General features: G+C 49.2%; 5 protein-coding genes. 4 read left to right on the top strand and 1 reads right to left on the bottom strand.

What is annotated here, in order from left to right; all coding sequences use genetic code 11:
• Positions 1-322 precede the first annotated feature (322 nt).
• Positions 323-877: a LemA family protein gene (locus tag ABYV26_RS21445; protein ID WP_372683400.1), complete on the bottom strand. Its 555-nt coding sequence runs from the start codon at positions 875-877 to the stop codon at positions 323-325.
• Between the two features lie 90 nt (positions 878-967).
• Between ABYV26_RS21445 and ABYV26_RS21440 the strand changes: the two genes are divergently transcribed.
• The 4 genes from ABYV26_RS21440 to ABYV26_RS21425 all read left to right on the top strand — a co-directional run bounded on the left by ABYV26_RS21440 (position 968) and on the right by ABYV26_RS21425 (position 4,346).
• Entirely contained in the window at positions 968-1,480 is a 513-nt protein-coding gene (locus ABYV26_RS21440) for a GNAT family N-acetyltransferase (RefSeq protein ID WP_372683399.1), read from the top strand.
• A gap of 96 nt (positions 1,481-1,576) precedes the next feature.
• Positions 1,577-2,341 carry a hypothetical protein gene (locus ABYV26_RS21435; protein ID WP_372683398.1) on the top strand — a complete coding sequence of 255 codons (765 nt, stop codon included), beginning with the start codon at positions 1,577-1,579 and terminating at the stop codon, positions 2,339-2,341.
• Between the two features lie 98 nt (positions 2,342-2,439).
• Positions 2,440-2,838: a hypothetical protein gene (locus ABYV26_RS21430; RefSeq protein ID WP_372683397.1), complete on the top strand. Its 399-nt coding sequence runs from the start codon at positions 2,440-2,442 to the stop codon at positions 2,836-2,838.
• Between the two features lie 404 nt (positions 2,839-3,242).
• Complete coding sequence (locus ABYV26_RS21425; RefSeq protein WP_372683396.1) at positions 3,243-4,346, top strand: endonuclease/exonuclease/phosphatase family protein; 1,104 nt, start codon at positions 3,243-3,245, stop codon at positions 4,344-4,346.
• Positions 4,347-4,597 lie beyond the last annotated feature (251 nt).

Below are 4,597 nucleotides of genomic sequence, written 5' to 3'. Positions count from 1 at the left end.
GGCAGACAACCCAAAAAATGATTTGGCGTAGGTTCATTGCTATACCTGAATACATAAGGATTCGAGTGTTTGTGTTCCAATGATCTTATCGATGCTTTTAGCATTCGCTCCACTTTGGCTATTTCCGTTTTCAAGTCTACCAAATTGCTGCCTTCCAAGTGATCCAGGTCTCCCGATAGCATGATCTGAGTCTCTAATTCGTTGGTAACCCATATGCAATGTAGAAGAGTATGTAATTCTTTAGCATTCCCCTTGGCCCCTCGAATCCTCGACCCCTTGAACCCTTATTATCTCCGGTACATGGCAGGAGATGATGCTCAAATTAAAACCCCACCTTCGGCACCACCCGGTCTTCCGGCTCCTCGATTTCGAAAAATTCAGCGGTCTGGAAGGCGAACCATCCGGCCACCAGGTTGCCGGGAAAGGACTCGATGGCGATATTCAGGTTGCGAACGGTGCCGTTGTAGTAGCGCCGGGCCAGCTGGATCTGGTCTTCGATCTCCGATATCTGGTGTTGAAGATCCTGGAAATTCTGGTTGGCCTTGAGTTCGGGGTAGCCTTCGGCCACGGCAAACAGACGGGCCAGTCCGCCGCTCAGCGCGCTTTCCACCCGCTGTTTTTCCCCAAGGTCGCCGGCCTTCAGGCTCTGCGAACGCAACTGGGTCACTTTTTCCAGAAGGTCACGCTCATGGTCCATATAGCCCTTGACGGTTTCAACCAGATTGGGAATCAGGTTGGCACGTCGCTTGAGCTGCACGTCGATGCCGCTCCAGCCCTCGCGGACCATGTTGCGGAGACGAACCAGCCGGTTGTATAACACGATCAACAGCAGCACCACCACGCCGGCACCACCCAGCAAAAAAAACAGTATGGTCATGTGGGTCCCCTTTCGTCGTTGATAGTGTTCTTATCGTCGCTGGCCTTGAAATATCAAATATTATTTCGTAGTCTCCATACTGGGAAAACGATGATGATTGAAATCCGTAAAGAAGAACCAAAAGACCAGGATGCCGTTTACCATCTGAATTTGAATGCATTCGACAACGGCCCGGAAGCAACGCTTGTCGATAAGCTCCGCGTTGCCTGCAAAGACAGTCTATCATTTGTCGCGGTCGAAGACAGCGCTGTTGTTGGCCACATACTGTTCACCCCGGTCACCGTTGATGGTTCCGGCGCAGCAGGAATGGGTTTAGCGCCAATGGCAGTATTACCGTCCCATCGGAGAAAAGGCATTGGATCTCAGCTTGTCCGGATCGGGCTTGAGCGCTTGCGCCAATCCCGTTGCCCGTTTGTTGTCGTTTTGGGACACCCCGGTTATTACCCGCGCTTTGGCTTTGAGCCTGCATCCAAGTATCGGCTCCTCAGCCAATGGGAGGGTGTTCCCGATGACGCATTCATGGCTGTCGTGTTCGATGATCGTGCTTTGCCCACGTCCGGTGGAATAGCTCGCTATCGGGATGAATTCGAAGACGCCATGTAGGCGGCTGGCCGCGCAATCCAGCAGACCCGCGCGGAAATCCACGAAGGCCGTTGAACGTAGACGCGGGACAACCCTGAAGGGTACATCGTCAAGCAGATGAAACAGCACTTTAAAAAACGATTTGCCAAAAAAGTATTCACCCGATTTCATATGTCATTGATCCTTTTGGGAACCATTTTTTCGGGAATCATTTTCTCAAAAATTTTATTGTTTTTGGGTCTCCAGCACATGATGATCCGTTTCATCATCGTACTGGCTTTTTCCTACCTTAGCTTTTTCTTTTTTATGAAACTCTGGTTGCATTATCTGACTACCCCTTACCGGAAAAATAGGCAGGACGGGAGTCTACTGGACACTGTTGACGTAATAAGCGGTGTTCCTGATTTTTCATCCACCAATGGTGTCCAAATGGTTGGTGGGCATGGTGGTGAATTCGGTGGTGCAGGCGCTTCAGGGACGTGGGAGACCGTCGGTGGCGCTTCAGATATTCCGCTTTCTAGATCGATTGCTGGAACGACTGCCGAAGCAGCTGGGGAGGCTGTTTCAGGCCTTGCCGACGAAGGTGGGATTTTGCTTATTCCACTGGCACTCCTGCTTTTAGTCATTTTTGGTGGCGGCGTCTATCTGATTTATGAAGCCCCGGTGATAATTTCTGAAGCTGCATTTGAACTTGTCCTGGCAACAACGATTATAAAAAAAGCAAAAACAATCGATAACCCCAATTGGATGGGCAGTATTTTTCGCTCCACGTGGCCAGCGTTCACATTGACCTTGGTAATTACAATTTTCTCTGCCTGGGCCCTGATGGCGTACTGTCCTCAAGCAACAAAAATACCAGAGGTGTTACGGTTTTGTCTGTAACATCGACAGGTCCAAAAGTTTAAACACTGACGCATTTTTATAGCGCTGCGCGCTCTGCACATACGCCGGAGATGCCAGACGATATGTGGAGGAAGAAGATGAAGACACAAGTGGCGTTTCGATCAAAGAATTTCCCTCCGTACGATGGCGAAGAAGAGCAGATCAATCCAGGACTCTGGGGCAAACGGCTGGCTGAGTATCTCGGCGACAAACTGAAGACCCATGGCATCGAGACGGAAGCGATCATTGCAGAAGATTGGGGATGGTACATCCCGGTCAAAAACGAAGGATTTCGACTCGCAATTTGTTGTGGGCACCAGGATGGCGATGAGGACGAGTTCCTTTGCTTCACCGACCCAGCGACACCGATCATCCGAAAATTCTTCAAAAAGATCGACGCGACGCCTGAAATCACGCGAATTGTCACCGCGTTGGAAAAGATACTTTCATCGGATCCAGGGATAACGAATGTTAAGTGGACAGAAGTTGAGAAATGACACCGCACGAAGCTAAAACAGCCGACGCAAGAAGCCGTGCGACTGGATAGCTGAATTAGCAATGTACCCAAGTAAACCGGCCGTATTTAGTGTCCTGAGCCTCGCCCTTCATTGAACTGCGATAGCGCATTCTGTATCCTCCATTCCGCCATATTGACCAAACCCTGTATGGTTGATCAACATATCTACGACCCGCGCCTGTCAGACATCCGATTGGGTACCGCAACGGTGGTGCATCATATACATAGCCTCACGTGCTCCAGTGTGGTAGAACCCAAAAAACATCTCCTGAGTGCACCGTTTTTTTCGCCGTTAAATCAATAGTCCAACTTTCGAATTGATTCTAACCGCAAGAAATTTTAAAGATTCAATAGATAAACCGGATGAATGGCCAAAACTATTAAATGGATACCAGCACCATGATATTTACTGTTTTCATTGCTGCGACGGTTCTGCTGGTTGTTTTCACATTTTTGCCCATCTGGCGCTACCAGGCGTGGTGGGTACGTTCCCTGGATTTTCCGCGCTTTCAATTATCAATAGTTTTGTCGATCATCATCGGTTTCGAGTGGGTGCTGCTCGATTTTTCACTTCTGTCGTCCTGGATATTAATTATTTTTGCCCTGGCATGCCTGGTTTACCAATTGTGGTGGATTGCACCCTATACACCATTTTTCCCATTCGAGGTGAAATCCGCAACCACCCTTGATAGCCATGGGAAGATCAGGATAATGACCGCCAACATCCTGGCATCGAACCGCAATTCAGCGGCCCTGATTAAACTGGTGCACGAAAACGAACCAGATATTCTGGTTTCATTAGAATCGGATAAGTGGTGGCAGTCCAAACTGGATACACTGGAAACAGATTATCCGTATACGATCAAATGTCCTCAGGAAAATCTTTACGGCATGCATGTCTATTCAAAGCTTGCCTTGTCTGACAGTCATATCGATTTTTTGGTGGAGCCTGATGTGCCCTCGATGCATTCGTTGGTTCGACTTCAGTCTGGGCAGCAGATCAGAATGCATTTCCTACACCCGGCACCCCCCAGCCCAACGGAAAATGATGAGTCCTCGGAGCGCGATGCGGAGTTACTAATCGTGGCAAAAAGTGTTCGCAACGCCCATATCCCTGTCATCGTAACGGGCGATTTGAATGATGTGGCCTGGTCGGAAACGACGCGACTGTTTCGAAAAATCAGTGGATTGCTCGATCCGCGGGTAGGACGCGGTATGTTCAATACCTTCCATGCCGGTTACTGGTTTATTCGCTGGCCCCTCGACCACTTGTTTCACAGCGAGCATTTCACGTTGTCAAAGATGCGCAGGCTCCGATATTTTGGTTCAGATCACTTTGCGATTCTAGCCGAACTGGTGTTTGAAGCCAACAAAGAACCTCAAAAGCCTGGCCTAAACGCAGACGCTGACGATCTTGCTTGGGCGCAAGCCATGGCTAATGAACAGGACGTGAGCAAAAAGGATGTACCCGAGCCTGGATCAAGGTAAAATCAGCCCCCATCTAAAGTACTGTAGGTTGTGTTGAACGGTCACTTCCTGTATCGACTCGGGTGTTTCTTCAATGGTCGTCATGATCATCCTGCGAGCTATTATTTAAACGAGATTACCTGAATCTCGATGTTGCCGATTGGATAGCTTCGTTCATGGCCTCCCAAGCCAGGTCCGCACCAGATTTGAGATCTTCCCAGGCATCCTCTCCGGACCGAGTCATTTCAGCCATTTTCTTTTCAATATCCTTG

The sequence above is a fragment of the Desulfosarcina sp. genome, assembly GCF_041551955.1.
Classification (GTDB): Bacteria; Desulfobacterota; Desulfobacteria; order Desulfobacterales; family Desulfosarcinaceae; genus Desulfosarcina.
The sequence above is the reverse complement of the archived record's forward strand: the minus strand, read 5'-3'. Positions and strand labels throughout refer to the sequence as shown.